This window comes from Paenibacillus vulneris (assembly GCF_039543185.1).
GTDB lineage: Bacteria > Bacillota > Bacilli > Paenibacillales > NBRC-103111 > Paenibacillus_S > Paenibacillus_S vulneris.
On sequence record NZ_BAABJG010000047.1, the window covers coordinates 95,318 to 122,167 of the forward strand.

The 26,850-nt window shown below is 50.6% G+C and carries 30 protein-coding genes and 1 riboswitch; of the genes, 3 read left to right on the top strand and 27 right to left on the bottom strand.

Annotated features, from left to right (window positions below; translation table 11 throughout):
• Positions 1–78: 78 nt before the first annotated feature.
• The 21 genes from atpG to ychF form a co-directional block, all read right to left on the bottom strand.
• Entirely contained in the window at positions 79–936 is an 858-nt protein-coding gene (gene atpG, locus ABEA66_RS31245) for an ATP synthase F1 subunit gamma (protein ID WP_079914214.1), read from the bottom strand.
• A gap of 120 nt (positions 937–1,056) precedes the next feature.
• Entirely contained in the window at positions 1,057–2,574 is a 1,518-nt protein-coding gene (gene atpA / locus ABEA66_RS31250) for a F0F1 ATP synthase subunit alpha (protein ID WP_079914213.1), read from the bottom strand.
• 33 nt (positions 2,575–2,607) lie between these two features.
• Positions 2,608–3,141 (bottom strand): F0F1 ATP synthase subunit delta, encoded by a 534-nt coding sequence (locus tag ABEA66_RS31255; protein WP_079914212.1) that lies wholly within the window; start codon positions 3,139–3,141, stop codon positions 2,608–2,610.
• Positions 3,138–3,623 (bottom strand): F0F1 ATP synthase subunit B, encoded by a 486-nt coding sequence (gene atpF / locus ABEA66_RS31260; protein WP_079914211.1) that lies wholly within the window; start codon positions 3,621–3,623, stop codon positions 3,138–3,140. Before atpF ends, ABEA66_RS31255 begins: the two co-directional genes overlap by 4 nt.
• Before the next feature lie 77 nt (positions 3,624–3,700).
• The gene (gene atpE, locus ABEA66_RS31265; RefSeq protein ID WP_079914210.1) at positions 3,701–3,925 is read right to left on the bottom strand and encodes a F0F1 ATP synthase subunit C; all 225 of its coding nucleotides are present in this window, start codon (positions 3,923–3,925) and stop codon (positions 3,701–3,703) included.
• 73 nt (positions 3,926–3,998) lie between these two features.
• Positions 3,999–4,700 carry a F0F1 ATP synthase subunit A gene (gene atpB, locus ABEA66_RS31270; RefSeq protein WP_079914321.1) on the bottom strand — a complete coding sequence of 234 codons (702 nt, stop codon included), beginning with the start codon at positions 4,698–4,700 and terminating at the stop codon, positions 3,999–4,001.
• A gap of 33 nt (positions 4,701–4,733) precedes the next feature.
• A complete protein-coding gene (locus tag ABEA66_RS31275; RefSeq protein WP_079914209.1) occupies positions 4,734–5,129 on the bottom strand; it encodes an ATP synthase subunit I in 396 nt (131 codons plus the stop codon).
• The gene (locus ABEA66_RS31280; RefSeq protein ID WP_079914208.1) at positions 5,129–5,350 is read right to left on the bottom strand and encodes an AtpZ/AtpI family protein; all 222 of its coding nucleotides are present in this window, start codon (positions 5,348–5,350) and stop codon (positions 5,129–5,131) included. The genes ABEA66_RS31275 and ABEA66_RS31280 overlap by 1 nt, the downstream gene beginning before the upstream one ends.
• Before the next feature lie 174 nt (positions 5,351–5,524).
• Positions 5,525–6,667: a non-hydrolyzing UDP-N-acetylglucosamine 2-epimerase gene (wecB, locus tag ABEA66_RS31285; RefSeq protein ID WP_079914207.1), complete on the bottom strand. Its 1,143-nt coding sequence runs from the start codon at positions 6,665–6,667 to the stop codon at positions 5,525–5,527.
• Positions 6,668–6,715: 48 nt separating this feature from the next.
• The gene (gene upp / locus ABEA66_RS31290) at positions 6,716–7,345 is read right to left on the bottom strand and encodes a uracil phosphoribosyltransferase (protein ID WP_079914206.1); all 630 of its coding nucleotides are present in this window, start codon (positions 7,343–7,345) and stop codon (positions 6,716–6,718) included.
• A gap of 313 nt (positions 7,346–7,658) precedes the next feature.
• Positions 7,659–8,822 (bottom strand): tryptophan synthase subunit beta, encoded by a 1,164-nt coding sequence (trpB, locus tag ABEA66_RS31295; RefSeq protein ID WP_079914205.1) that lies wholly within the window; start codon positions 8,820–8,822, stop codon positions 7,659–7,661.
• A gap of 181 nt (positions 8,823–9,003) precedes the next feature.
• A complete protein-coding gene (gene glyA, locus ABEA66_RS31300; protein ID WP_079914204.1) occupies positions 9,004–10,251 on the bottom strand; it encodes a serine hydroxymethyltransferase in 1,248 nt (415 codons plus the stop codon).
• Positions 10,252–10,336: 85 nt separating this feature from the next.
• The gene (locus tag ABEA66_RS31305; protein WP_345593806.1) at positions 10,337–10,966 is read right to left on the bottom strand and encodes a TIGR01440 family protein; all 630 of its coding nucleotides are present in this window, start codon (positions 10,964–10,966) and stop codon (positions 10,337–10,339) included.
• Between the two features lie 31 nt (positions 10,967–10,997).
• Positions 10,998–11,456 carry a ribose 5-phosphate isomerase B gene (gene rpiB / locus ABEA66_RS31310; RefSeq protein ID WP_079914203.1) on the bottom strand — a complete coding sequence of 153 codons (459 nt, stop codon included), beginning with the start codon at positions 11,454–11,456 and terminating at the stop codon, positions 10,998–11,000.
• 99 nt (positions 11,457–11,555) lie between these two features.
• A riboswitch (ZMP/ZTP riboswitch) is annotated at positions 11,556–11,636 on the bottom strand.
• Positions 11,637–11,738: 102 nt separating this feature from the next.
• Complete coding sequence (locus ABEA66_RS31315; protein ID WP_345593778.1) at positions 11,739–12,323, bottom strand: low molecular weight protein arginine phosphatase; 585 nt, start codon at positions 12,321–12,323, stop codon at positions 11,739–11,741.
• A gap of 118 nt (positions 12,324–12,441) precedes the next feature.
• On the bottom strand, positions 12,442–13,005 hold the full coding sequence (locus ABEA66_RS31320; RefSeq protein WP_079914201.1) for a manganese efflux pump MntP: 564 nt from the start codon (positions 13,003–13,005) through the stop codon (positions 12,442–12,444).
• Positions 13,006–13,264: 259 nt separating this feature from the next.
• Positions 13,265–14,338: an L-threonylcarbamoyladenylate synthase gene (locus ABEA66_RS31325; protein WP_345593781.1), complete on the bottom strand. Its 1,074-nt coding sequence runs from the start codon at positions 14,336–14,338 to the stop codon at positions 13,265–13,267.
• A gap of 109 nt (positions 14,339–14,447) precedes the next feature.
• Positions 14,448–15,245, bottom strand: a complete 798-nt coding sequence (gene spoIIR, locus ABEA66_RS31330; RefSeq protein ID WP_345593784.1) for a stage II sporulation protein R — start codon at positions 15,243–15,245, stop codon at positions 14,448–14,450.
• A gap of 156 nt (positions 15,246–15,401) precedes the next feature.
• The gene (gene prmC / locus ABEA66_RS31335) at positions 15,402–16,292 is read right to left on the bottom strand and encodes a peptide chain release factor N(5)-glutamine methyltransferase (RefSeq protein WP_345593786.1); all 891 of its coding nucleotides are present in this window, start codon (positions 16,290–16,292) and stop codon (positions 15,402–15,404) included.
• Positions 16,293–16,296: 4 nt separating this feature from the next.
• The gene (prfA, locus tag ABEA66_RS31340; RefSeq protein WP_079914319.1) at positions 16,297–17,370 is read right to left on the bottom strand and encodes a peptide chain release factor 1; all 1,074 of its coding nucleotides are present in this window, start codon (positions 17,368–17,370) and stop codon (positions 16,297–16,299) included.
• 39 nt (positions 17,371–17,409) lie between these two features.
• Positions 17,410–18,510 (bottom strand): redox-regulated ATPase YchF, encoded by a 1,101-nt coding sequence (gene ychF, locus ABEA66_RS31345; protein ID WP_079914197.1) that lies wholly within the window; start codon positions 18,508–18,510, stop codon positions 17,410–17,412.
• Positions 18,511–18,746: 236 nt separating this feature from the next.
• Between ychF and ABEA66_RS31350 the strand changes: the two genes are divergently transcribed.
• Positions 18,747–19,184 carry a thiol-disulfide oxidoreductase DCC family protein gene (locus ABEA66_RS31350; protein ID WP_345593789.1) on the top strand — a complete coding sequence of 146 codons (438 nt, stop codon included), beginning with the start codon at positions 18,747–18,749 and terminating at the stop codon, positions 19,182–19,184.
• A gap of 214 nt (positions 19,185–19,398) precedes the next feature.
• Positions 19,399–19,857, top strand: coding sequence for a tRNA adenosine(34) deaminase TadA (gene tadA / locus ABEA66_RS31355; protein ID WP_256865585.1), 459 nt, complete (start codon positions 19,399–19,401; stop codon positions 19,855–19,857).
• A 137-nt stretch (positions 19,858–19,994) separates the two neighbouring features.
• On the opposite strand, the gene ABEA66_RS31360 is transcribed toward tadA, so the two are convergent.
• The 5 genes from ABEA66_RS31360 to ABEA66_RS31380 form a co-directional block, all read right to left on the bottom strand.
• A complete protein-coding gene (locus ABEA66_RS31360) occupies positions 19,995–20,657 on the bottom strand; it encodes a LiaF transmembrane domain-containing protein (protein WP_192705966.1) in 663 nt (220 codons plus the stop codon).
• Between the two features lie 3 nt (positions 20,658–20,660).
• Positions 20,661–21,752, bottom strand: a complete 1,092-nt coding sequence (locus ABEA66_RS31365; protein ID WP_345593792.1) for a hypothetical protein — start codon at positions 21,750–21,752, stop codon at positions 20,661–20,663.
• Complete coding sequence (locus ABEA66_RS31370; protein WP_345593794.1) at positions 21,752–22,279, bottom strand: anti-sigma factor family protein; 528 nt, start codon at positions 22,277–22,279, stop codon at positions 21,752–21,754. The genes ABEA66_RS31365 and ABEA66_RS31370 overlap by 1 nt, the downstream gene beginning before the upstream one ends.
• Positions 22,276–22,881: an RNA polymerase sigma factor gene (locus ABEA66_RS31375; protein WP_256865584.1), complete on the bottom strand. Its 606-nt coding sequence runs from the start codon at positions 22,879–22,881 to the stop codon at positions 22,276–22,278. Before ABEA66_RS31375 ends, ABEA66_RS31370 begins: the two co-directional genes overlap by 4 nt.
• A 171-nt stretch (positions 22,882–23,052) precedes the next feature.
• Complete coding sequence (locus tag ABEA66_RS31380) at positions 23,053–23,655, bottom strand: DJ-1/PfpI family protein (RefSeq protein WP_345593797.1); 603 nt, start codon at positions 23,653–23,655, stop codon at positions 23,053–23,055.
• A 290-nt stretch (positions 23,656–23,945) separates the two neighbouring features.
• On the opposite strand from ABEA66_RS31380, the gene ABEA66_RS31385 reads away from it, so the two are divergent.
• Entirely contained in the window at positions 23,946–25,394 is a 1,449-nt protein-coding gene (locus ABEA66_RS31385) for an aminotransferase-like domain-containing protein (protein ID WP_345593799.1), read from the top strand.
• 925 nt (positions 25,395–26,319) lie between these two features.
• Here the strand turns inward: ABEA66_RS31385 and ABEA66_RS36455 are convergent.
• Positions 26,320–26,634, bottom strand: coding sequence for a phBC6A51 family helix-turn-helix protein (locus tag ABEA66_RS36455; protein ID WP_377741248.1), 315 nt, complete (start codon positions 26,632–26,634; stop codon positions 26,320–26,322).
• Positions 26,635–26,850 lie beyond the last annotated feature (216 nt).

The following is a 26,850-nucleotide window of genomic DNA, read 5'->3' on the forward strand; positions in this document are numbered from 1 at the left end:
TTGACTCTGCTTCGGCTTATCGTGCCAGCTTTGCCTTATCCGTTCCTAAATTGTGTTTAGGTTGAAGATTGAATCGTATTAGCTTTGTGCGTTCGCGCCTGCGACGATCTCGGAGATCTCTTGGGTAATCGCAGCCTGACGAGCACGGTTGTACGACAATGTCAAAGTATTGATCATCTTTGTCGCGTTCTTCGTTGCATTGCTCATGGCCGTCATTCTCGCGCCGAATTCACTTGCTTTACCGTCCAATACGGCACTGTAAATCAGCGTCTCCGCATATTTAGGCAGCAACACTTCCAATACACCTTCCGGAGAAGGCTCGTATTCGTAGTTCGATACTGCCGTTCCGCTCATATCTTCCATAGGTAAAAGCTGCTTTACCGTAGGAATTTGGGAGATCGCATTGACAAATCTGTTATATACGAGGAACAAACGATCGTAAGATCCGTTCTCAAAGTTTTTCACTGCAGCACTAGCAACTGTCTTGATATCTCCGAAGGTCGGTGAATCAGATAGCCCAACCACCTCTTCGACGATGTTCATGTTGCGCTTGCTGAAGAAATCTCTACCTTTACGCCCGATAACGAAGATGGAATACTCGCTAGGAGATTTGTGTCTTTCCTGGATCTCCGTCATAACCCGGCGCAACACGTTCGCATTGTAACCACCCGCCAAACCGCGGTCTGAAGTCACAACGAGATAACCCGTTTTCTTCACTTCGCGATTTTGCAGCATCGGATGCTTGATGCCTTTACTGCCTGCCGCAATACTGCCGACTACTTCCTTCAGCTTGTCAGCGTAAGGACGTGCCGCTTCAGCAGCCTCTTGGGCTCTTCTCAGCTTGGAGGCAGCAACCATCTCCATCGCTTTCGTGATTTGCTTCGTGTTTTGTTTGGACTTGATCTGGCGCTTAATCTCGCGCATTCCTTTTGCCATGCCTGCTCACCTCTCTCTCGAAGCTTCTCCTTTGACAGAAAAGCCTTCACTCGAAAAGCCTGTTAAAAGACTTAAAATGGAACACCGAGCTTCCCGTACGAGAAGCTCAGATTCGTTCATCTATTGCGCGGAAGTTGCAAATCCTTTTTTGAACTGCTGGATTGCATCAACCAGTGCGTTCTCATTATCCGACGTCAAATCTTTCGTATCGCGGATGTTTTGCAAAATTTCAGGACGGTTGGAATCCAGGTAAGCCAGGAATTCAGCTTCGAAGCGAGTGATATCCTGTACTGGAAGCTCATCAAGATGTCCTCTTACCACCGTGTAGATGGAAGCAACTTGCTTCTCAACCGGCAGCGGCTGGTGAACGCCTTGTTTCAAGATTTCCAATGTACGCAAACCACGGTTCAAACGAGTTTGAGTCGCTTTATCCAAATCGGAACCGAACGCTGCGAACGCAGCCAATTCACGATATTGGGCCAAGTCGGTTTTCAGCGTACCGGCAACCTTTTTCATCGCTTTGATTTGCGCGGAGCTACCTACCCGGGATACGGAGATACCAACGTTAACCGCTGGACGTTGACCGGAGTAGAACAGGTCGGACTCAAGGAAGATCTGTCCGTCTGTGATCGAGATAACGTTCGTCGGAATGTAGGCGGATACGTCACCCGCTTGAGTTTCGATGAACGGAAGGGCTGTAATGGAGCCTCCACCCAAAGAGTCGTTCAACTTAGCTGCACGCTCGAGCAAACGGGAATGCAGGTAGAAAACGTCACCCGGATAAGCTTCCCGACCCGGAGGACGGCGGAGCAGCAAGGACAACTCGCGGTATGCCGCTGCTTGCTTCGTCAAGTCATCATAAACGATAAGCACGTGCTCGCCTTTGTACATGAAGTACTCGCCCATCGCGCAGCCTGCGAAAGGTGCAAGCCACAACAACGGAGCAGGCTCGGAAGCACTCGCTGTTACGACAATCGTGTAATCCATAGCGCCGGCTTTACGCAGAGTTTCAACCACGTTAACGACGGTGGATTGTTTTTGACCGATAGCAACGTAAATACATTTTACGTTGTTACCTTTTTGGTTGATGATCGTATCGATGGCAATCGCAGTTTTACCTGTTTGACGGTCACCGATGATCAACTCACGCTGACCGCGACCGATAGGAATCATCGCGTCGATTGCTTTAATACCGGTTTGCATTGGCTCATGGACCGATTTACGGGCCATAACGCCTGGAGCCGGAGATTCAACCGGACGGAAAGTCGCTGTGTTGATAGGACCTTTACCATCCACTGGTTGACCCAATGGGTTAACGACACGACCGATCAGTTCTTCACCAACAGGAACCTCCATGATACGGCCGGTACGTTTTACTTGGTCACCTTCACGAATGTCTGTGTAAGGTCCCAAAATAACGATACCTACGTTGCTTTCTTCAAGGTTAAAAACGTAGCCCAAAACGCCGTTAGCGAACTCAAGCAGCTCTCCCGCCATAGCGTTTTCCAAGCCGTGAGCACGAGCGATACCGTCACCAACCTGAATAACTGTACCTACGTCAACCACTTGCATATCGGATTTATAGTTTTCAATCTGTTGTTTAATCAATGTGCTGATTTCTTCAGGTTTGATACTCAACGAACTTCACCCCTATTCTTACAGTGCTAGTGCTTATTTTAACGAACTTGCCAGACGATTCAGACGCCCCGCCAAGCTTCCATCATATAAACGGTCTCCGATCCGTACTTGAATGCCGCCAAGAAGCTTAGGCTCAATAACGGTTTGAACACGGATGGTTTTATTCGTCAGTTTGCCGAATTGTGCCGCAATTTCAGCCTGTTGGGCTTCGGAAATCGCAAACGGCGCGTACACCGTAGCGCTAGCCTGACCCAGAGCTTCATTGGCGATTTTCACATAATCAGTAACCAACTGGGCCAAAACGCCCTCTCTACCCTTATCGATCAAAATCTGCAGCGTATTCCACACCGGTTCGGAAACATTGCCTTCAAAAATCTGCTTCAGCAGGTCCTTTTTGACGGAAGCCCCGATATTCGGATGGTTCAGGAACTTCTGCAGATCCGCATTATCCCTAATCGCACCAACTACAGATTTCAGCTCTTCTTCCACTCCGGAAATAATGCCCTTCTCCTGAGCTACCTCGAATAAAGCTTTGGCATATCGCTTCGCTACTACGATGTCACTCATACGTTGCCTCCTACCTCTTTGAGGTAATGCTCAACCAAATCATTCTGAGTTTTCTCGTCGATTTGCTTCTCAATAATTTTGGAGGCGATCAATACAGACATCGCACTCACTTGGCTGCGAAGAGCTGCAACCGCTTTGTTTTTCTCGTTCTCGATATCTTTAAGCGCTTCATCCTTCAAACGGTCAGCTTCTTTACGTGCTGCTGCAACAATCTCATCCGCTTGTTTGGAGCTCGTTTGTCTAGCTTGTTCAATAATATCATGTGCTTCTTTACGAGTTTGCTGAAGGGCCTGTTTTTGCTCCTCTAACAATTGCTCAGCTTGCTTGCGACTATTTTCAGCTGTTTGAATTTGATCCTTCACGAGCTGTCTGCGTTTTTCCATCATGCCGAACAAAGGGCCGAACGCAAACTTTTGCAGCAGGAAGTACAAAATCAAGAAGGCTACGATTTGAATAAAAAACGTGGTCCATTCGATATGCAAGTAAGGTCACTCCCTTCTGATAACGTGGGCAAAACGAAGGCGTGGAGGCTATGCCGCCATCCCCGCCAAACGATTTCTTAAGCTTGGCCCATCAAGATGAACGCAAGAACCAAAGCTATGATTGGCATTGCCTCTACTAGACCTACACCGATAAACATAGTTGTTTGAAGAGTACCACGAAGCTCAGGCTGACGGGAAATACCTTCCAAAGCACGACCTACGATCAAACCGTTACCGATACCTGCACCAAGTGCACCCAAACCGAATACAATTGCTGCTGCTACTAATGCTAAAGCTCCCATTGAGAAAATCCTCCCTTAGATTGAAAAAGTTTTTATTATATGACTCGAGAATACCCGAGGTGAGTCTTGCTGCTTAGTGGCCCTCTTCTTCGTGGACCAAAGTTTGCGCAATGTAAACCATCGTCAGCGTCGTAAATACGAATGCTTGAATCGCACCTACGAACACACTGAAGCCCTGCCATACTAATAAAGGCAAAACTCCAAACCAGCCTGCCCCGATGATGACAGAAATCATTAGTTCCCCTGCATAAATGTTACCGTAGAGACGGAAAGCAAGCGTCATCGGCTTAGATACCACTTCAATCAAATGCAGTGGAAGCATAGCGCCTTTGTATTCAAAGTAATGCGCAAAATAATGTTTGGTATTACGAGTAATACCCAAGTAGTGGCTAAGTACGATAACAATAACCGTTAAGGCAGCCGTTACAGCGATGTCTGCTGTCGGCGATTTCCACCAAGCAACATGATCTTCAGTAACGATCGAGAACGGAAGTCCCAGCATGTTACCGATAAAAATATACATGATGAGTGTCATTCCGAGCGCGATAAACGGTTTGCCGTGCTTCGACCCAATGGTGCTGCCGATAATGCCCTCAACAAACTCTACGACCCATTCCATAAAGTTTTGAATTTTCGAAGGATTCGTAACGGATCCTTTGCTAGCGCCGGAAATGGCGAGAATTAAAACAATGATACTGGTCACGACGATCATAAGCAGTGCAGACAGATCGAAGTGCAGACCAAATAGTTCTATACCTGGCACTTGGTGTTCCATGTTTTCCATTTTCACCCCTTTCCACGATTGGTTTTACTTCTTGGATCTTTTAATAGAAAGAATACCCAATACGAGTGTTGCCAATTGAGCAAAAAAGTATCCGATAATTGTCGTAACAAGCGCGACATGCTCCGGAAAGCGAATGGCCAGAAGCCCCGCCAATCCGGCAATGGCTGCCCTTGTTAAAAAACCTATACTGACTTTGGTAGGTACTTTTTGCTCAGGTGGAGCTGCGATCACTTTCTCGGATAGCTTGCGAATTTTCCAAGCAAGATACCTAGCGTTGATCATGCTGACGACTGAACCAAGCATCAATCCTGCCGAATACGGTCGGAATTCGACGAAAATCGCCCATACGACCAAACAAAAGGAAAGAAAAAAGAGAAACACATTTTGAACCGTTTTCAGATGGGCCGAAAAATCATCCATTATAGCCCTCCGTACTGCTTGATCATAAAGTAAATGCTGATAATTGCAGAGACAAGACCCAGCAGAAAGCCTCCCAGCAGCCATAACTGCCCGCCTAACGTATGACTTAACCAGTCGCCGAACCAATATCCGGCCCACAAGCATACTGCAAGGTCGATTCCAATGGCGCTCGACAATGCAGCGGCTCGCCACGGATTATCGTTGCGGTTTGGCTGTTTCATAGGCATCCTCCTGAGAATCCTCACTTATTGTAACGAAGCTATGCGAGGTTTGTCAATTGCCGATCTTTGTTAACAAGCCGTGATCAAAGTCACAAAAAGCCCGTCATATCAAGGTTTTTTTGGCTTACAAACCAAACAGTGCAACTGTACGCTGTAGCGTTTGTCATGAGATTGTCACGGTTGGAACGGCTCGGGTCTTGCAGAAGCTTGTCCGAAATGGTAAAGGATGGCTTGCACGATACGTTCCGACGCTTTTCCGTCCCCGTAAGGGTTGGCCGCTTGGCTCATTTTTTGGTATAAATCAGCATCGGTAAGCAGCGCTTTAGCCCGTTCGTAGACCTTCTCCTCGTTGGTTCCTACCAGCTCCAGCGTGCCTGCGTCGATCCCTTCCGGACGCTCCGTCGTCTCGCGAAGAACCAGGACCGGCACCCCGAACGATGGCGCTTCCTCCTGAAGGCCTCCGGAATCGGTCAAAATCATATGCGCATGCGGGTAAATGTTATGGAACTCGAATACATCCAGCGGTTCGATCAATTTGATTCGCGGATGTCCGCCCAGCATTTCGTAGGCTGGTTCCTTCACCGCAGGGCTTGGATGCACCGGATAGACGATCGCGATATCCTCGAATTCATCGGCAATACGTCGAACGGCGCGGAAAATTTGGCGATGCGGCTCTCCCTGCGCTTCACGGCGGTGTGCCGTCATCAGGATGAGGCGTTTGCCTTCGGCCCACTCCAGCACAGGATGGGTAAAATCTTTTTGTACCGTATACTGGAACACGTCCGTTACCGTATTGCCCGTAACAAAGATCGTATCTTCCGACTTGTTCTCCTTACGGAGATTGTTCGCGGACAAGTCCGTTGGAGCGAAGTGGAGGTCCGACAGCACACCGGTTAACTGACGGTTCATTTCTTCCGGATACGGGGACATCTTGTTCCAAGTTCTCAGTCCCGCTTCCACGTGCCCTACTTTTACCTGCTGCATGAAAGCCGCATAGCTCGCGAGGAAGGTAGTCAACGTATCGCCGTGCACAAGAACCAAATCCGGCTTCTCTTCACGGAACACCGGATCGAGGCCCTGCAGTACGCGAATCGTAATCTCATTCAGCGTTTGGCGCTCCTTCATTACGTCCAGGTCGTAATTCGGCTTAATTTTGAACGTATCCAGCACCTGATCGAGCATCTGACGATGCTGCGCGGTCACGCACACCAAAGATTCGATCTGCTCGGGATATTTTTGAAGCTCCAGCACCAATGGAGCCATCTTGATAGCTTCCGGTCTTGTGCCGAAAATCGTAATTACCTTAATTTTGCTCATGTTCGTTCCCCCTCCACTATGCCGTTCATCCCTACTACTTCTATTGCCTTATTTCGTCCCAAATAAACGGTCACCGGCATCGCCGAGGCCCGGGATGATATAACCGTGATCATCCAAATAATCGTCAATGGCAGCAACATAAATATCGACATCCGGATGCGCTTGTTGGACCGCTTGTACACCTTCAGGCGCAGCAATCAGACACATCAGCTTAATTTGCGAGCAGTTTCTATTCTTCAGTGCGGTAATGGCAGCATTCGCCGAGCCTCCGGTGGCCAGCATCGGATCGATAACGATCAGCTCCCGCTCCGTTACATCGGTAGGCAGTTTGGCGTAGTATTCTACCGGCTCGAGCGTTTGCGGGTCGCGGTACAGCCCAATATGGCCGACCTTGGCTGCCGGGACAAGCTTCAATATTCCATCCACCATGCCTAAACCGGCACGCAAAATGGGGATCAATCCTAGCATCCGGCCGGAAATAACACGGCATTCGGCGGTAGCTACAGGTGTCTGCACCTCTACCTTTTGCAAAGGAATATCCCTTGTAATCTCGTAAGCCATCAGCGTGGCCACCTCATCGACAAGCTCCCGAAAATCTTTCGTCGTTGTCGCCTTGTCTCTTATGTAAGTGAGCTTGTGCTGTATCAACGGATGATCGCACACAAATACTTTTCCCATACTATGTCCCCTTTACGCCAAATCTTGTCTATTATACCACAATTGCCGAACGTTATCCTAACATGATTGACATTTTCACTGAAATCCTTTTGCTGGAAAAAAGAAGTGTCCTGATGGCATGAGAAACCCCTCGAGACGGGGCAGATTTGTTGAAAAACGTGCAGAGCTTAACTGCTCCGGTGGGGTATCCCTCCTGCCAGGGCTACGCAAGGCCATTAGCCCCGAATTTAATATTTCCCCAACAATGGAAAAACCTTGCCCCGGGATGAATAAAAGCTTCATCGTCCGGGGCAAGGGACTCTCAAGGCCTGTCCTATTGATTTTGCAGCATATGGAACACTTGTTCCACATCCTTATCCCCGCGGCCGGACAGATTGACGATCAGAATGTCGTCCTTGGTCAAGGTCGGCGCGAGCTTCAAAGCATGAGCAACAGCGTGAGCGCTCTCCAGTGCCGGAATAATGCCTTCGGTTTTGGACAGCACCTGGAACGCATTAAGCACTTCCTCGTTCGTTACAGTATAGTACTCGGCCCGTCCGCTTTCTTTTAAATGGCTGTGCTCCGGCCCGATGCCCGGATAGTCGAGTCCTGCCGCAATGGAATACGTTTTGCGCGGTTCTCCGTTTTCGTCGAGCAGCACCAGGCATTTAAAGCCGTGCAGTACGGCCGGCACCCCTTGCGTCAGGGATGGCGCTTGGTCCGGCTCCACGCCGATCAGACGAACGGACGGCTCGTCAATATAATGAGCGAAGGCTCCGATCGCATTGCTTCCCCCTCCTACACATGCCAGAACGGCCGTGGGCAGACGCCCTTCCTTCTCCAAGATTTGGCGCTTGGATTCTTCGCTGATAATGGATTGGAAGTGCTTGACCATCGTAGGGAACGGATGCGGTCCTACAGCCGACCCCAGCAGGTAAAAGGTGTTGCGATAGTTTTGCACCAGATCGCCGAGCGCTTCATCCACCGCGTCCTTCAGCCTGCCTTGGCCTTTTTCAACCGCTACGACTTTAGCGCCGAGAAGCTCCATGCGGAATACGTTCAATGCTTGACGGCGGGTATCTTCCGCTCCCATATAGATGGTGCAGTCCATATCGAACATCGCGCAGACCGTTGCAGTGGCCACACCATGCTGTCCCGCTCCCGTTTCCGCGATAATGCGCTTGGCTCCCATCCGTTTGGCCAGCAGGATTTGACCCAATACGTTATTGATCTTATGGGACCCGGTATGGTTGAGGTCCTCGCGTTTTAAATAGATTTTGGCTCCGCCCAGCTTATCGGTCAAATGCTTGGCGTACGTTAACGGATTTTCACGTCCGACGTACTCTCTCAGATAATATTGAAATTCCTCAACAAATTCGGGATCATTCTTATATGTTTCGAACTGCTGTGCCAAATAATCCATTACCTCTTGAAGCTCCGGCGGAATGTAGCTGCCCCCGAAGGAACCAAAATAGCCTGCGGCTTGCTCCGTACTCATAAATTCCAGTCCTCCTCCAATAATCATAACTAAGCACTGTTTTTATTGTACTAAACCCCTTGGATTATACAAGTAGTGCGCCTGCTATTTCTTTACAGCGGCAGTAATCATTCGTTAATCGCTCTTATTTCATAAAAAAAGCCGGCCACTGCTGGGCAGCGCCGACTTGAGTTCAATCTGATTAGTAAGACAATCCAGGATAAAGAGGGAATTGAGCGGTCAAATCCTTTACCATACCGCGCACTTTCTCGTGTACGGCTGTATCCGTAGGGTTTTTCAAAGTCAAAGCAATGATTTTGGCGATCGTCTTCATCGCTTCTTCGTTCATGCCGCGGGAAGTTGCTGCAGGTGTACCGACGCGAATACCGCTTGTAATCATAGGCTTCGCAGGGTCGAATGGAATGGCATTTTTGTTAACCGTAACGCCAACTTCGTCCAGCAGATGCTCCGCATCTTTACCGGAGATGTTCAAGCTGCGCAGGTCGATCAGCATCAAGTGGTTATCCGTACCGCCGGATACCAGATCAACGCCCTCTGCGACTAAAGCTTCAGCCAATGCTTTGGCATTGTTGACTACGTTTTGCGCATACGTTTTGAATTCAGGCTGCAACGCTTCTCCGAAGGATACGGCTTTAGCGGCAATCGTATGCATCAAAGGACCGCCTTGAGTTCCAGGGAACACGGCTTTATCGATAGCTGCTGCCCAAGACTTGCGGCACAGGATCATACCGCCGCGAGGACCGCGAAGCGTTTTATGTGTAGTTGTTGTAACAAAATGAGCGTATGGCACTGGGTTTGGATGCAGTCCCGCTGCAACCAAGCCTGCGATATGAGCCATGTCTACCATGAGCAAGGCGCCGACATCGTTAGCGATTTGGCTCAAAGCTTCGAAGTCGATGATACGCGGATACGCGCTAGCACCGGCAACGATCATACGAGGCTTATGTTTGAAAGCGGCTTTGCGCACTTCATCATAGTCGATGCGGGAATCGGATTCTCTTACACCGTAAGCGACGAAGTTGTACAACAGACCGGATGCGTTAACCGGGCTGCCGTGAGTCAAGTGACCGCCGTGAGCCAGGTTCATACCCAATACGGTATCGCCAGGCTGCAGAGCTGCCAGATAAACCGCCATATTCGCTTGAGCTCCGGAGTGAGGCTGAACGTTCGCGTGCTCTGCGCCGAACAATTCTTTGGCACGGTCGCGGGCGATGTCCTCCACGATATCAACGTACTCGCAGCCGCCATAATAGCGGCGTCCTGGATAGCCTTCCGCATATTTGTTCGTAAGGACCGTACCCATAGCCTGCATAACCGCTTCACTGACAAAATTCTCGGATGCGATCAATTCGATTTTGTCGCGCTGACGGCCGATCTCCAGATTCATAGCCTCAACGATTTTCGGGTCTTGCTTGCGTAATTGTTCCACAGTAAGTTCCTCCTCGGGATGAGCTTATATTTTTAAATAAAGAGAAAAATTCCCTGCTTAAACAAAATCATGAGTTACTCGTTCGTCAAGTACACGAGCCAGCCCCTTGCGGTTCAGCGCTGTCCATATCATAAACCGCGCGTGCGCCTCCGATAAGCTTCGGACGGGTATAGGCAGCAAGAATGGACGCATGTCCAATCATTCGGATCGACGGTTTGAACGGAACCGCCACTCTCTTCAGATGCATCCCGATGAGCGTGCCTCCGATATCGATGCCGGCGTGAGCCTCGATGGTCTCAACGACACAAGCCTGCGGCAAGTTTTTAAACGCATAGGAAGCCATGGAGCCGCCTGCTCTGGGCACCGGAATAACGGAAACCGGATCGAGCCGGTACTCCTTCATCGCTTCTCGTTCAACTACCAGAGCCCGGTTCAAATGCTCGCAGCATTGATAAGCCGGATAAAAGCGGACTTCCTTCCTCATGGCCTGCATGGCTGCAAACAGCTGTTCCGCCACTTCCTCCGTACCGGACGTTCCGATATGCTTGCCGAGCACCTCGCTTGTGCTGGTTCCGAAGACGATAATCTGCCCTGCTTCAATATGTCCCGCCTGTATCAGCTCGCGAAGCGCCTGTTCCAAATGGCCGCGAATGGCGCTTATGTCCAATGATGCTGGTTCCGCTGCAGCCTGCCGGAATTGTTCTGCGTTGTCCATCATGAATCGCCTCTTTCGTCAGGCTTTCCGCTTACGGATGAAGCGAGTACTTGTCTTCCAACGCCTTGACTTTGTTAATGCGATTTTGGTGGCGTTCCCCTTGCGAGAACTCGGTTTCCAGCCAGACTTTCACGATCTCCTGCGCAACGCCCGGGCCAATAACTCTCTCTCCCATGGCAAGCACATTCGTATCGTTATGCTCGCGTGTCGCCTTAGCCGAGAACAAGTCATGCACCAATGCACAGCGGATGCCAGGCACTTTGTTGGCGGCAATCGTCATGCCGATCCCTGTGCCGCAAACCAGAATCCCTTTGTCGGCTTGACCCGAAACCACTTGATCACAGACGGCAATGGCATAATCCGGGTAGTCGACGGAATCTGTGCTGTTGTAGCCCATATCCGCCACCTGATGACCCAATGATTCAATATAGCCCACCAATTCGTCCTTCAAACGAAATCCTGCATGATCTGCACCAATAGCAATTTTCATATTGTCCTTCGCCTCCTAACATAGTTAGCTCCATTATAACCGATAGATAGCCGAAACACGAAAAAAGAGCATGCAGCGTGCTGTATCCAGCACAACGATGCTCTTTGCCCAGGCGACCGGCCGTGTACCTCGATGCTCCACTGTGGTTAAACCCACTCGTCGCCAGTTACATCAAGGCCCTACATTGTACCTTTATCATAGCGGAAATAGCGTCTTGTGTAAAGCCTAAAAAGTGAGTCCAATTCCCGAACACACGGATAGCCAGTGAATCAGGAAAATCCGTTACCTTGCCGCTTTCAGCTTATGGATCAGCTTCAGCAGCGCGGCCTCAATCTCCGCTGCGCACGCTCGATATTGAGCTAAGGAGCCCCCGAACGGATCGGCAATATCGTAATCCGGAAGCGTGCGCTCCAGCGTCAAGATTCGTGCCCTCTCCTCATCGGTTACCTGCTGGGACAATGCCCGCTTCACCTGCAAATCGGCAATCAGCCGTTCCATCTCCGCGATGCGACCGGCGGCTTCCGGATCGTCCTCCACGTACTCTTTCAGCGTATATATTTTATCGACGAACTCCGGATATTTGCCTATCGCGTGCTGCTTATGTCCCGACGTCATCGTCAGCACCACATCAGCCCATTTAATCAAATCGCTCGATAATGCGCTGGAGGTCATGCTGCAATCCGATCCATGCTCCTTTAATACGGCTGCCGCATGATGGGATACCGGTGTGCCGTCATAAGCTGCAACCCCCGCCGAGCGGACTTCAAGATGGTGCAAATCATGTTCCGCCAGCAGCTTCCGGAGCAAGCCTTCAGCCATCGGACTGCGGCAGGTGTTGCCGGTACAAACGAATAAGATTCGATTCATCTGGGATCCCTGCCTTTACTATTCAATATAGGCTGTACTCAGCCTTCCCTTTTATTGTACCTCAAATGTTTGAAAATAGGGAACGGTCGAGCCATGGTTTTCATCAATTGGGCCGGTTTTATAATAAAAAATGCACGCCGAAGGCCAATAAAATAACTCCGCCCATCGCTTCGCCATACTCACCGATCCATCGTCCCATCTTGCTGCCCAGCAAAAGGCCGATAATGGACATGATCCCTCCAACGGTTCCGAACATGATCACGGTCAACGCCATATCCCCGGCAAACATGCCAAGAGAGACGCCGACAGAAAAGGAATCGATGCTGACGCTGAGCGCAAAAAGAAGCAAGCCTCCCAGCGTACGGTGATCGATGGATTTTACTTCTTCCCCTTTCAAGGAGCTGTACACCATATGAATGCCGAGAAGCAGCAGCAGCGCCCCTCCGACCTTGGTGGCAATGCCGCCCATCAAAGAGCTGACGTAGCTGCCCGTAAACATGCCCATCAGCGGCATAACCATATGAAATACAGCAATGACAAAGCTGAGCTTAGCAATGTCCAGCTTGCGTATGCCCTTCATCCCTATGCCAATGCCGAGCGATAGAGCATCCAGTCCCAAAGCGATAGCCATGATCAATATAGCGATAAACTGCCCCACCATTAGCGGAGATGTCCAATCCATTCTATACTCACCCCTTGTCCCCGTCCCTAATCAACATATGCGGACGAGTCCAGAATCATGACTGGGCGAGAGCTAACGGATCGGTTCCAATTCGGAGTATACGGACAAACTCGCAATTCACTGCCATTTTTCGCAATAACGGCCGGATTTATTCATATATATCCTAGCGAGGGCTGGATAGATGTGAAGCGGTTCTGCATTATATGTATGTTAAAAAATACACCGGCAACGCCCTTCAGGCGAAATGCCGGTGTAATCATCAGACATGAATGATACGGTCCCCGGCCGCCTTGCGCAGCCGGTTCATAATCGCGGCCCCGATGCCCTCCTCGGGGCATGTTTCCCCCATGATGAAGTGGATCCCCGCTTCATCGAATTCCCGCAGCGCGGCGTACAGCCCGTGCGCCAGCGATTCCAGGTCGCCGACGCTTCCGCAGGCGACGATATGGTCCGCGCGCAGCAGCGGGGCGTGCTCACGGTACGTGAGAACGCCTGTGCGTTCCCCGCGCGCGTGCGCTTCGTCGAGCTCGCGCTGGATGCGAGCGAGCACCCGTTCAGGAGCATCGCCCTGAACGAGGGTCATTACGCCGCGCGGGGCGTAATGCGTGTACTTCATCCCCGGCGCGCGGGGTGCCGCGGAGGGCTCTTGGTGCGCTGAGGCTTCGCGCACCGTGATGCCGGGCAGCGCCTCGCGAAGCTGCGCTGCCGTAATGCCGCCGGGCCGCAGAATGTGGAGCACACCCCCGCCGGCTTCGCCTGCGGCTGGAGTGTACTCCACCACCGTGGACTCGACGCCGACTCCGGTCGGCCCCCCGTCCACGATGCCGTCGATGCGGCCAGCGAGATCCTCCAACACATGCTGCGCTTGTGTTGGGCTGGGCCTGCCCGAGCGGTTAGCGCTCGGCGCGGCCACAGGGCAGCCTGCAGCGGCAATCAGCTGCAGCGCCACCGGATGGTCGGGCATCCGCAGCCCGACCGAATCCAGCCCCGCGGTGACAAGCGGGGACAGAACGCCTGGCCGGACGGGAAGCACGACCGTGAGCGGCCCCGGCCAGAAGGCGTCCAGCAAACGCGAAACGGCCTCATCCGGAGAAGCGGCGAGCGCCTCTACTTGAGACCGGTCTGCGATATGGACGATAAGCGGATTATCCGAAGGCCTTCCTTTGGCCTTGAAAATTTGTTCAACGGCTCTCGTTTGGCGGGCGTCAGCCCCCAAGCCGTATACCGTTTCCGTAGGAAACGCTACAAGCCCTCCCTGCTTCAGGGTCTGTGCAGCTTCCGCCAACGATTCCGGCTGCGGCTGCTCGGGCGAGACCTTCCAGTATGCTGTCATCCTTACTCCACCCTTAATCCATTTTCCATGCGTCTCTTAATTCGTTCAGTCCTCGATTTCTTGCGAGGACTACCCATTATTCCTGCAAGTCTATACCCACTACCTAGGACTACGCAAACAGCGAGCCTAGCTTCTTCATCAAATCCCAAAGAAAGAAACGAACTTCCGGCTGCTCCGGTTGTACATCAGCCTTAGCCACTGCAGTCTTGCCTGCGGCTGGCGCTGCGCCTTTTGTCTCGGCTGCCTTATTAGCCGTTTTGGCCGTTTTCGCGTCTTTACCTGTTTTCTCCTCTTGATGATCCTTCGCTTTATTCGCAGATTCCTTCTCCGCCTCAGGCACCGCTTCTGCGCGGACCTCATTCGGATTTTTGGCAATGACCTCCGAATCTACGAAGCACAGCGGAGGAAACAGGACACACCACCAGTTTTGTCCTTCTGCATTACCGATGGAGACGCGAAGCGCCTCATAATCGCCCGCAGGGTATACTTGGTTTCCGTACATTTTGGTTGGGAACGGAACAACGCCAAGCTCAACCTGATAAGCATAGTCAAATCCGTTTTTGCGAAGCGTCTGCCCCACCAATTCACTCAGCTCAGGCAAATGGCTGCGGACCGTTCGTCTCGCTTCCTCAATCGTTTGTGGACCGGTAACCCACTGCTGCACTTGTTCCACGATAGCATCACGAACTTCTCTTTTTATCCATTGATCGGACGGTGAATCCGAATTAGCCAATATACGAAGTCGTATCGATTCTTGAGGGATTACCCCCTCTGTACTGGCGGAAGCACTCTCCGCCTTGGAAGCAAATACAACCGTATTTTCCTTTTGAGCTTCCCAACAAAACATTAATAGAATAAGTGCAAAAGCTATATAAAAATATCGAACCCGGGGAGTTCTTCTCACCATGGCTTGTCGCCCCTCTCGTATCGCTTCATAGCATTAGTATGAACCGATCCGAGAGGTTTTAAACCTAGCAATCTATCAATTTTTACTAGAGAGAATAGATTGTGCCTCTCCTTGCCCGACCATCTGGCTTTTATGCTGATCCGGGCACTACGTCCCTTATCTCCGCTTCCAAGCTATAACATGCCGGTCAATTCCCGCCAAGTCGGGAACCAACCGAATCCCGTCCCAAGCCTCTACTGCGGCGAGCATGTCCGACACCGCCTTTGCTTGCCCCATGCCGACTTCCAGTCCGACAAGGAAGGGCATCGAGGTCAGCTCCTTCAGCTGAGCAATGAGACGCCGATACAGCACGAGACCATCCTTCCCGCCATACAATGCGGAAGCCGGCTCGAACAAGCGCACCTCAGGCATCAATCCCCCCTCATCCTCCTCGGGTATATAGGGAGGATTGGATACAACCGCATCAAGGCGCAGCCCTTGTTGGATATAGGGTGCCAGCAGATCCCCCTCCAGGAACGAGATCCTTCCTGCCACTCCCAGGCGTTCTGCATTTGCCTTTGCAACCGCAAGCGCAGCAGACGATATATCCGAGCTCATCAGACGCCAGGATGGACGCTCCGCGGCAAGACTTACGGCTATCGCTCCGCTTCCCGCTCCTATGTCAGCAACAAGCGGAGATGCCTCTTGTGAAGGCCACAGCTCGGTTCCGAGCATAACCACCTGTTCCACCAGCAGCTCGGTTTCCGGACGCGGGATAAGCACGGCCGGCGTCACCTTGAAGGTACGCCCGTAGAAATCCTGTTCTCCGATAATATATTGGACCGGCTCTCCTGCCGCTTTACGCTTCAACAGCTCGCACCATTGCCCTTCAAGTTCCACGGGGAACATTTCCTGCCAGCGAAGCAGCATTTCACTGCGGCTCCAGCCCAGCAGATGCTGCAGCAGCAGCTCGGCGCAATTGGATGCTTCACTCACTTCATGCCCCTGTAAAAAAGAAGAAGCCTCAACATAGGCTTCACGAATCGTCAACTTCCGTTCGACGGTCATTGGTTTACACTTGTTCCCCTTTATCCATAAGCTCCGATTGGGCAGCAATCGTCAAGGAAGAGATGATCTCATCCATATCGCCGTTCAATACAGCATCCAAACGATGGAGCGTCAAACCAATACGATGGTCGGTCACACGGCTTTGTGGGAAGTTATAGGTTCTAATGCGTTCGCTTCGATCTCCTGTACCCACTTTGCTTTTCCGCTCACCAGCATACTTGGACATTTCTTCCTGCTGCAGCTTATCGAAAATCCGGGCACGAAGCACCTGAAGTGCTTTTTCTTTATTGGAGTTCTGCGACTTTCCGTCCTGACATGTCGCAACAATGCCCGTCGGTACGTGGGTTACCCGAACCGCCGATTTCGTCGTGTTAACGGACTGTCCACCGGCACCGCTGGAACAGAACGTGTCGACGCGGATATCGTTATCGTTAATTTCGATATCGATATCTTCCATTTCCGGCAGCACCGCAACGGTAGAAGTCGATGTATGAATCCGTCCGCCCGACTCTGTCGTCGGAATACGTTGAACCCGGTGGGCGCCGCTCTCGAATTTCAGCTTGCTGTAGGCTCCCTTGCCGTTTACCATGAAAATAATCTCTTTGAAGCCGCCGAGATCATTCATGCTGACATCCATAATTTCCGTTCTCCAGCCTTGTGTATCGGCGTACTTCGTGTACATCCGGTATAGATCGGCTGCAAATAACGCCGCTTCATCGCCGCCTGCGGCGCCGCGGATTTCGACGATAACGTTTTTGTCGTCGTTAGGGTCCTTCGGAAGCATCAAAATTTTGATGCGCTCCTCGAGCTCCTCCTTGCGCTGGGACAGCTCCTCCAGCTCCATTTTGACGAGCTCGCGCATTTCATCGTCCAGCTTCTCATTCTGCATGGCCCGTGCCGCCTCGTACTGCTCTACAACACCTTTATATTCCGTATAAGCCTCGTAAGACTCTTGAAGGTCGGATTGCTCCTTGGAGTACTCCCGCAGCTTTTTCGTATCGCTCGTTACATCCGGATCACACAGCAGCTCGCTTAGTTTTTCATAACGGTCCGCAAGTGATTGCAGTCTGTCTAGCATCATCATTCACCCCTTATGTCTCTTCAGATAGTATATAGTTTAGACGTTGAAACGGAAGTGCATAACATCGCCGTCCTGCACCACGTAATCTTTCCCTTCCAGGCGAAGCTGTCCTTTTTCTTTCGCTGCGTTCATCGAGCCCGCATTGACCAAATCATCATAGCTGACAACCTCTGCACGGATAAACCCGCGTTCGAAATCGGTATGGATGACTCCAGCCGCTTGCGGAGCCTTCATGCCCTTGCGGATGGTCCATGCACGAACCTCCTGAACTCCAGCGGTGAAATAAGTATACAAGCCAAGCAGCTTGTAGGCAGCCTTGATCAGACGATTCAAACCGGATTCCTGCAGCCCGAGCTCCTCCAGGAACATCTCTTTGTCTTCGCCTTCAAGCTCGGCAATTTCGGATTCTACCTTGGCGCTGATGGGAACAACCTCTGCTCCTTCCAGAGCAGCGTATTCACGCACCTTTTGTACCAAAGGATTATCATCCGCATTAGCTACTTCTTCTTCGCTCACATTAGCCGCATAGAGCATCGGCTTCATCGTCAGCAGGTGAAGATCGCGGATCAGCAGCTTCTCGTCATCGCTCAAATCTACGCTGCGGGCCGGCTTATCGTTATACAGCGCCTCTTTCACCCGCTCCAGACACTCCACTTCAGCCGCGTATTTTTTGTCGCCGCTTTTCATATTTTTACGGGAACGTTCAATCCGCTTCTCAACTGATTCTACGTCAGCCAGGATCAGCTCCAGGTTGATCGTTTCGATATCGCTGATAGGATTGACCGTACCGGACACGTGTGTAATGTTCTCATCCTGGAAGCAGCGGACAACGTGAACGATAGCGTCCACTTCCCGGATGTGGGCAAGGAACTTGTTGCCCAGTCCTTCGCCGCGGCTAGCGCCCTTAACAAGTCCTGCAATATCTACAAATTCAAATGCCGTAGGAACGACATTTTTAGGAACAACCATCTCCGTCAACTTGACCAGCCGCTCATCGGGAACCTCTACTACCCCTACGTTCGGATCAATCGTACAGAAAGGATAGTTCGCCGACTCAGCGCCCGCTTGCGTAATCGCATTAAATAAAGTGGATTTGCCAACGTTCGGCAGGCCCACGATCCCAGCTTTCAAAGCCATGTATAGGACAACTCCTTAATCATCGTTATTCAATATCCCTAAATAGTTATTATATCGCACATATAGGGTCCCTGTCACCTTGCCTCTTCTATTTCCAGCAAAAATCATGGAATGTGCAGACGCCTCCCACAGGAACCTATATCGTCCAATCTTTATTTCGTTGTCGCTATGGCATTAACGAGGCGAGCAGATCACAGTATAATAGGAGTATCCTCTATTGAAACCAGGTGAGCGCAATGAAAACCCGATGCCAGGATTTAAGTCATGATTCCGATACATTTAAGCACCCTATTATGCTATTCGATGGGGAATGCCGTTTTTGCAGCCGCTCGGTTCAGCTCCTTATCCGGCTGGATCAAAGGGACGTTTTTCGCTTTGCGCAGCTGCAATCCGACACGGCCCAATCCCTGCTTCCACCGGAAATCAAGAACGATCCGTCGATGGATTCCGTCATTTTGCTCGACCAAGGCTTCGTCTATACGCATTCCGACGCTATATTGCAAATTTGCAGACGCTTAGGGCGCGGTTGGGCGTTACTTTCTGTATTAAAGTATGTTCCGGTTTCCTTGCGGGACTTTCTGTACCGTTGGGTGGCCAAAAGACGGTATAAGCTGTTCGGCAAGCAGGAGCACTGCATGATTCCGACTGCTGAAATCCGCCGTAAATTTATATGAGACCGCCTTCCCGGCTACAGGCTCCTTATCCCCATCTGGGGATAGTGATTTGAATAAATCGAGGGAACTTGCGGAACTATCCCCAATTTTCTACAATAAAATGTGCATAACAACCCGGTTATCCACAAGGTTATCCACAGCATGTTAACAAATCGAATACTTGTTCGTCAGCATTGGCCTGTGAATAAGTTGATCATAGAAACGAGGTGCCTGTGTGCAACAACATATCCCTTTTATGAACGCTGCAATTGATGAAGCCCGCAAAGCCGAGGCACTGCTCGAAGTCCCGATCGGTGCCGTGGTCGTGTGGAATGACACCATTATCGGCCGCGGCCACAATCTCCGCGAGACAACCAAGGATCCACTGGCACATGCTGAGCTCATAGCCATCAAGCAAGCCAGCGAGTATTTGGAGGCATGGCGGCTTCTCGATTGCCGATTATATGTGACTTTGGAGCCCTGCCCCATGTGCGCAGGTGCCATAGTTCAAGCCAGAATTCCGCAGGTCATTTACGGAACAACTGATCCCAAGGCCGGCTGCGCAGGGACCTTGATGAACCTGCTGCAGGAAGAACGGTTTAATCATCGCGTCGAGGTGATTTCCGGTGTCCTTCAGGAGGAATGCAGCAGCATGCTGACCCAGTTTTTCCGCCGTTTAAGAGGGAAGGCATAAGGAGGACAAGTCCATCAGGCTACTATTCCCATAATGGACTTCCTGTTGCGCCAAGAGTCGCCACATTACACAGCCTAAAAACGCTGTACAAGAAAAAAAGCAGGAGATTCGGATGCTCCCGACTCCTGCTTGTTCTATCAAGATATGATACTGTTGTCCAATCCTCTCATCTCCACCTGCACTCCCTCCGGCAGCACTACGGTAACGGTCATCCAAGGATAATAGGATTGCAGCCCCCGCTCCGAAGGAAGCCGTTTGATCTGCACATACATGATCTCGCCGGCCGTATGTACGGAGACCACCTGGTCCTTGTCCAATGGACGTGATTGCTCTCCCCCTTTGATCCGTTCACGAAAGGTTCCGAATACCTGAATGGAGCGTTCCGTCGATTTATCAATTTTCACACTCTGATCTCCTGATTGGACAACGATTTTTTTCACGCCGTCTCCCAGTGCTTCCTTCACTGTCGGCAAATCCCTGGTTTCCTCCGTCGCTCCCAGCATGGATCGAATTTCGCCCAAAATGCCGACAGACGCCAGCAGCGTAAACCCGAGGCAGCCGATGCAGATCACTCCAACAAAGAACAGGCTCATAAAGTCGTAATGAAGCATGCTGTTTTCTTTATTCGAGAATAATAAATAGATAATAATCTCAAGCCCAAGCAAAACAAAGATGATGGGCCACCAGGCGATAAACGCATCGAAGGCCTGGATTCCTCTCCATTGGGACATGAACAGGATGACCCCCAGCAGGATCAAGGTCAAGCCCATCGATAGAGTCCCTACACGCCATTTTTTCATAGGCTATCCGTCCTTTCGATTTTTGCTTCCGATGAGCAGTCGAAGACCGCCGCCGATCAAGATTACGGATACAACAAAGGTCTGAAAATATTGGTGGAACAGTATGGATATCCGTTCTTTGGGGAACATCCGGTCCAAGGCGTTCAGGATCACTTCATCGGCCAAATAATAGCCTCCCAAAACCAGCAAACCTATGCCGACCCATTTTTGATGGTTCATCAACCAATCGACGAAGGGAAGGTCCTTCAGTTCCTCCCGTCCCTGCTTGGAAATCTGCTGCAGCGCGTCAAAGAAGCTATAGAACCATAAAATCGGAATCAAGAACAAGAAAATCGATAAACGAAGCACATCCATAATGTAAATGAGCAGCAGGAACGCGGCCATGAGCTGAAGCCCTCTTTTTTGCAGGCCAAGATACATATGTCCCGCTCCCGGAACGATAGACAGGAAGGTGGCGATCATCTTGCTCTTTCTGCCATCCTCGCGGCTTTCCTGAAAATCCTCGAAGAAGGTCTGGTCTACAAGCGGCTCCCCCCGCTGTTTCTTGTTCAGCTGCTGCACACAATCGAACATGGAGTATAGCCACACGATGGGCAGGATGCACAGAAAAGCCAGAAACCCGTCTCTATGCGTCAGCACTGCGACGAAGATAACCATCGCCAAGGTTCCGAAGAATGCGATTAAGAAAGCTAATCCCCGCTGCATCAGGCCAAGCTGAAAATGTCCGAGACCTGGGATGAACGACAGAACAATGGCGGCAAAACGGTCATTCCCACTGTGCTGTGGTACCATGAGCATTCCGTCTTCCGTGCTCGATGGGGCAGCAGCCAAAGCAGGCACTCGGCCCCGGGCTATTGCTATAACCATATCGATCATATTGACGATACCGAAGAACATGGCAACCCCCATCAGAAAGGCGAGGAATTCGCCGCTACGCCGGTATTCCCCGGTCAGAACCAGCAGAAACATCAAGGAAACCGGCCCAAAAAAACCAATGCCGTAAATAACAGCCCTTACCAAACGATTCAAATATAAGTGCCCCATGCCGGGGATAAAAGATAACAGCAGCGCTGTCATCGCACTTTTAGGTTTCATTATCGCGTTCCCCCTCTTTCATGTTTGGGCTGAATCGAGTCCAATACCCCGATCGTTTTTTCCATTATTTTTTGGGATACGGATGAACGGCTCTCCTCTTGCACCCACGGTCCGGCCTCTATGTTAGTTTCTGCAGAGCCCACCTTATCCATCAAGGTCTGGAAGGTGCTCGTTCCCATCAGCAGCAGCGTAATAACTGCGGCAACGGCATAATGGAACACAGGATGCCTCAGGAAGGACGGGGTCTGACTTGCTTGCCGCCTTTGAACCGGTTTCGGCGCGATCTCTGGTACCCCTGACAGTCTTGGAGTCTGAGATTCGATTCGCTGCATAACCGACTCTACAATGGCCGTCTCCGCTTCCTCTGCAAGCCTTGGGAAGGTATCCGTCGTGAGCTCTAATCCCTGCATGTACTTTTCAAGACACTCGTCACATGTACTGAGATGGGTCTCATACTCTAGTTGTTCTTCGATAGTCAGCTCCTGTCTCGCATACCTGGACCATTCTTCCGTTGTGTAATGCTTCATCCCCACTCTTCCTCCTTCCAATGCTTGCGAATCCACTGCTTGGCCCGGTACAGCTTCGATTCCACCGTTTTTAGGGTAACTCCCTGCTCCAAGGCAATTTGCTGATAGCTTTTATCCTCGATATAAAAGGCTACGACCACATCCCGGTAGTTGTCTGGCAAGTCGTCCAGACACTCCCGAATTCTTTGCCGCCGATGCCTATGCAGCACTTCCTCCTCCACCGTGTGTACGGGATTTACCGGAATCAGCTGCTCAGGCTCGTCGGTCAGCTGCTCTCTTTTTCGTTCAAGGGAACGTTTATAATCTATCGCTTTGTTTACGGTAATTCGGGTAATCCATGTTTTGAAGCCCTGGTGCTGATAGGAGGGGAGAGAAGCATAGATTTTCCACAGTGCTTCCTGCGTCACATCCTCCGCATCCTTGCTTGAATGCAGTACTGAGAACGCAACCTGGTATAAATATTGATTATATTTCTCCATCAGTAAGCGAAATGATTGCACGTCGCCGGCTACAATGCGCTCGATCCACTCTGTTTCTTCTGAAATGGTTCTCCCCCTCCTCTCCGAAAGAATAGACGATACCTCAAGAGTAAACCACTGCACATGACCCAATTATTTTTTGGTGAAAGCTCTGGTATTGTATACCAACAAGAAAGCCCCACCAAAAGTGGGGCATTAGCTCTGAAGGCGATTCAGATATTTTTACGGGGAGTCCCGAAGTTCATAACTGCTTTTAACAGCTGCTTTGTCATGTGACTGATACCGGGTTGCTTTTTATCCAATAACATAATCGGCGTTTGTATTCCCTGCCTTATAGTAGGGATAATCCATCTCTCTTTGCATCTCCATTGCCGTGTCCTTGCAGGAAAAAAGTTCCACGAGGAACAATCCGACGTCGAGGGAGGCCGCGACACCTCCTCCGGTAATCACATTCCCGTCCTTCACGATGCGGGATGCTGCGACTTCCTTGCAGTATGGGGTCAACAGGTCATAAGCAGAAGGATTGCTTGTCGCTCTTTTCCCTTGCAGCCAGCCTGCCGCTCCTAGCAGGAGTGCTCCTGTACATACTGAAACCTTCATGGCTGAATCCTTTGCCGTTTGAAGCCAGCTTATGAAATTCACATCTTTCCTCAAAGTCCTTGTCGCGTAACCTCCCGGCACAAAGATCATATCATACTCTGACAGATCCGGACGAATCTTATTTACTTTTATCGTCATTCCACGATCATCCTTCACTTCTTCCTGGATACCGCACAGATCCCATTGAAGCTCCTCCCTCAGACGGTTCTTATACAAGGAAAGTCTAGTCATGGGCTCGAAAAATCCAACAAAATCAAGCGTCGTCATTTTCTCAAATACAATAAAAGCGATTTTCATCTGACATCACCTTTCTGGCTTTCATAGGATGGGAGGCATTATTGCAGCTGTTGACCCCGCGTAGCGGTACTTCCCTGCAACACAGAACGGCCCGGCAAAAGGAAAAGAAACGGCGCCACTGATTCTAATGTTATCCATAGAAGTTCCTTGAGCTCCTATTCTTTTCATGTCCTCATATCGTCTGCAGCTTCAGTATAGCCCTGGATATGCCCTATCCGCTTCAGCCAATTGGCAACTTTTCAACCCAGCCAATATGAAGATGAAGTATACTGGAGAAAGAGGTGATTGGTATGGCTTGGAAGCCCGACACATTAAGTGATGTCCCCCTATTCCGCCAAATTTATATGCATTATGAGCAGGAGATCATTCGCGGCACTTTGCTGCCTGGCGACCCATTGCCTACAGAGCGCGAATTGGCCTTCAAGCTTGGCATTAATCGCAGTACCGTATCAGCGGCTTATGAGGAGCTTAAAGCTATGGGGCTCGTCCAATCCGTCCAAGGAAGCGGTACCCGGGTATGTGAGTCCATGTGGGATGAAATGCCTTCCCGCACACCGAACTGGGAACGGTACTCCTACCGTCGACCATTTGATCCCACCTCCTCCATTGTCAAAAGAACGATATCGGCATTTGCCTATCCCGGCATCATTAATCTGACTAAGGGAGAGCTTTCCCCCGACCTGATGCCGCTGGACCTGCTGCATCAGCTCGCCTCTGAAATCGACTTCAGCCTTCCGTTTAGCTATTATGCGAATTTCAAAGGGGATTTCGAATTACGGCAAGCGTTATCTGAATTGCTTCAAAGTCATCTGAACCTGACTGCTGATCCAAGCCAAATTCTTATTACGGCGGGAGTCAAGCATGCATTGCATCTTATCTCCCATACGCTGCTTCAGCCTGGTGATGCCGTAGCCGTAGAAGGCCCCAGTTATTTATATGGAATGCAGGTATTCTCACCGGCCGGACTTCGGATGGTCAAGCTCCCGGTGGATAAATACGGCCTTATCCCGGAGAAGCTTCCTGAGCTTTATCATAAGTATCGGGTTCGTATGGTCTTTATCAATCCTACTTACCAAAACCCTACAGGCACTACCCTGCCTTTGGCCCGCAGAAAGAAGCTTATGGAGCTGTGCGAGGAACTGCGTTTACCTATCGTTGAGGATGACCCATATGGTCTCCTTCAGCTCAACAATACATCGGGACCTATTCCCCCTTTAAAAGCATTACAGGGCGGAGAACGGTTTGTCATCTATCTCGGAACCTTATCCAAAATTGCCACCCCCGGTATGCGCATAGGCTGGGTTGTTGCTCCTCCTCCCGTCCTCGCTCAGTTAGCCGAAGCCAAGGACCGCATGGGCTACAGTACAAGCCATCCTGGAGAACGGCTCGCCCGGCATTATTTGACTCATCCTGATTTTTCGGCCCGACTGGACCGCATCTGTGAGGTCTTACGCAAAAGGAGACAGGTGATGCTCCAGGCTATTCGGAAGTACGTGGGGGATGAAGCGGAGATATTTGCTCCACTCTCGCCTGCTGGAGGCTTCTACGTAGGGCTTAAGGTGAAACGACGGGGGTGGACCGATAAAGAGCTTTTGGAGGCTGGAATTCGAGAGGGTGTTATCGTATCGTCAGGCACCATCTATGGGGCCGACAGAGGCTTTATAAGGCTTACTTATGCATCCGTTGACGAGGACCTTATCACGGAAGGGTTGGTACGGTTGGGAAAAGCCCTTCGATAGGAAGCCAGGTAATGTAAGCAAGGAACACTCCGCTTATTACCTTTCGTGCTTTATCGGATGATCGCTTTTTCCCTGCTTTATGCACGATATATATAAAAAAACCTCCTATTCATCATAGAAGGTTTGGTATCTTCATAGTTATCTGGCGCGCCCGATACGATTCGAACGTACGACCTGCAGTTTAGGAAACTGTCGCAAGCCTACGCTATAACTCGAATCCCTTACGGTGCCCTATTCGGTCATTCATACGGTGACACACGGTTTAAACGAATCCCTACAGTTACGTCTATTTTACCCTACGCTAGCAAACGTTTCAAGTAATCGCGGGATTTACTCCCTGAGATAAAAAATATTGCGCGGATTTTTCGAGCACCTGACGAGGGGGTATCGATGGGGGGCCTTGGGGGGTACGCTCGATCGTATTCATTCGTTATACAATCACACCGCGTACAGTCTATTTAACTGTCGGTCATCAGCCGATCACACAAACGTAGTCACAGCGCGAGATCCCGGCGATAAGCGAATACGATTACGCTTATGCATACGATAATGGGCGATATCCATTCGGTATATGCGCATAAATATTCACGTTTACCCCCTGAGTTCGGCGGCCTCTTCCGGTCTGTGCCGCCAGCCCTTGCGGACTTCCGAAGTGTAACAGTTTGTAATCATACGGAATCGGACGCATAAATCCGTAAATCCGCTCCAGCATTGGAGTTTCACAGTATGCAACGCGTTAAATTGTCCGACGTTGTCGGGTTACATAAGTAATCGGAGTTGAAAATTTCGGAGGGCTGCGCGGTCCAGGCGGTCGGTGCAGGAAAATTCGGCTAATGCGGAGTTTTGGGACACGTGGTTCCACACGCTAAATCCGCACCACTCCGCGCCATAACGCCGTTTTACGCTTTTTGTGACTTATTTCGTATCATCCGACTGCGAACCCGACAGCCTGCAGTATCTGTGTAATCTCCGCAACACCAAGGTTTCGCGGATCTGGCGGTCTGTATTCGCGTAGCTTTTCGCCAACAACGCGATTAGTGGCGGCAACTAACTCGCGTCTAAAGTCTGCGCGGTTCCTATAACGGTATAAGGTGCGTCGGTTAATGCCGAGAATATCCGCGATTTCACTTTTACTTTTTCGCCCATACTTGCCGGCTAATAGATCGATAGCTGCGTAATGGATATCGTTTAAAGGCTGGCGGCCTCGTTTATAATTACCCTTGCGCTTTGTAATCTTCATCACCCTCTCGTATTAAAGAAGAAGGAGCCGCACAATATCAGCTCCTCTGTTTCTTTATTGCGGCATCGCCACTTGTCGGTTCAATGCACGCGCTAATTCGCCTGCGATCCTCTCAACGTCCGCTTTTTCCTGAAACGTAACACCATTCATCGTGACATTGACCGTTATATCGCCGCTTTTTCTGCCGCTTCGGTACTCTTCCGCTTGTGGCGCAGG